The organism is Methylomonas lenta (assembly GCF_001644015.1).
Lineage (GTDB): Bacteria > Pseudomonadota > Gammaproteobacteria > Methylococcales > Methylomonadaceae > Methylomonas > Methylomonas lenta.
The window spans coordinates 1-1,337 of record NZ_LUUI01000037.1 but is presented as its reverse complement, the minus strand read 5'-3'; the positions used below and the strand labels follow the sequence as shown (position 1 = coordinate 1,337).

The following is a 1,337-nucleotide window of genomic DNA, read 5'->3' as shown; positions in this document are numbered from 1 at the left end:
AAATCCACTGCCGCCCCTGAAAAGACGGCTCAAGCCGTTGCCGAGCAACCGAATCGTCCGCTCGTATCACCGGAGGAGCGCTATCGAATGATCGCTGAAGCCGCCTATTACCGCGCCGAAAAGCGCGGCTTTGCCGGCGGCGACACAGCGGAAGATTGGCGCGAAGCAGAAGCGGAAATCGACCGCATCCTTACAACAAACAAATGAGGTTGGCCGATAGCAGTGAAGTCATCCTCAAAGTGCGTCGGCCCGGCATCAAGCAGATTGTCTAGGCCGACCTGCGCCTTTTGACCAGGCTGGCCGAAATCATCGTGCCCCGCATTCACTGGCAATGGGTCAGCGAACGGCTCAATTGCAAGACTATATGTCCGAGACATTCCCGGCCACGATCTGACGGCAGTGGATGCGGCGAGGCTTGATCGCAGGCTATTGGCTCGGCGCGGCACAGACGCGGTACTCAAGATGATGCTGGAAGACGGCTTTTTCCATGCCGATCCCATCCAGGCAACCTCTTTTACCTGCCTGGCAACCGCATGAATGTCAAAGGCGAGCCGTCCTTGCCGGGTTTGCCATCATTCGGCACGCTCGGCTTTTTCGCCGCCGTCATCGGTGGCATCTGGCTGTTGATCTCTCTATCTGGCGCAGCGGCAGAAAGGAATAGGCGAGCCTGGTTTCGCACGGATTCTTGCGGTCTCAACTGGAGCCAAGCTTCGTCACTCTGGGCTAGGTCGTCGCCATCCGAGTCGATCTGTTCACGTCCGAATGGATCGTCGACTGGTCAAATTCGGAGAAAAAGTAGTGCCGAACGCGAAAAGCAAGCCGCTTTCATAAAAAGGTTGTATCAATATTTCACTGAATTATAACCAGGATACATTAACCCTATGAAATTACGTCATTTTATCTGGACCACGCCTTTATTATCAGATAAAAAAAGAATAGAGTGCCTACCCTTTTTTTGGTTAATGCGTATTAAAGTACTGGTTTTGTCTCCCGACTGGCGCACTATCAAAATCCGTTTGCCACATAGCTGGATTGCAACTAATGTTGGAGGTAGTTTATTTGGCGGATACCAAGCCTGTCTGGCTGATCCTATTGCAGCAATGGCATGTCAGAAATTATTCCCCGACCATAGGGTTTTGACAAGTTCGTTACAGCTGGATTTTATAGCAGAAGGTCTAAGTGATTTAGAGCTCATTTTTCATATGTCTCCGGAAATAGAGCGGCAAATACGCACTGATTTGGCCAAAAAAGGCAGAAGTACTCCGATGTTTGAATACGGTTATTATCAGGAAAATGGTACTTTGTGCACGCTTATTAAGGCAAAAGTGGCTATCCGT

4 protein-coding genes are annotated in these 1,337 nt (G+C 50.5%); all 4 read left to right on the top strand.

Annotated elements, in window-relative coordinates; genetic code table 11:
• Positions 1–207: DUF2934 domain-containing protein (locus A1359_RS22990; RefSeq protein WP_232322087.1), on the top strand; the 207-nt coding region annotated here is incomplete at its 5' end.
• A gap of 144 nt (positions 208–351) precedes the next feature.
• Complete coding sequence (locus A1359_RS22985) at positions 352–537, top strand: AarF/UbiB family protein (RefSeq protein ID WP_456297534.1); 186 nt, start codon at positions 352–354, stop codon at positions 535–537.
• Positions 534–863, top strand: a complete 330-nt coding sequence (locus tag A1359_RS02560) for a hypothetical protein (RefSeq protein WP_066977557.1) — start codon at positions 534–536, stop codon at positions 861–863. The genes A1359_RS22985 and A1359_RS02560 overlap by 4 nt, the downstream gene beginning before the upstream one ends.
• A gap of 18 nt (positions 864–881) precedes the next feature.
• The coding region (locus A1359_RS02555) for a PaaI family thioesterase (protein ID WP_066977554.1) at positions 882–1,337 on the top strand (456 nt) is incomplete at its 3' end.

Bases quoted from the DNA above. Each gene is read 5' to 3' on its own strand.
- A1359_RS02560 (WP_066977557.1), top strand. From the start codon at position 534: ATGAATGTCAAAGGCGAGCCGTCCTTGCCGGGTTTGCCATCATTCGGC.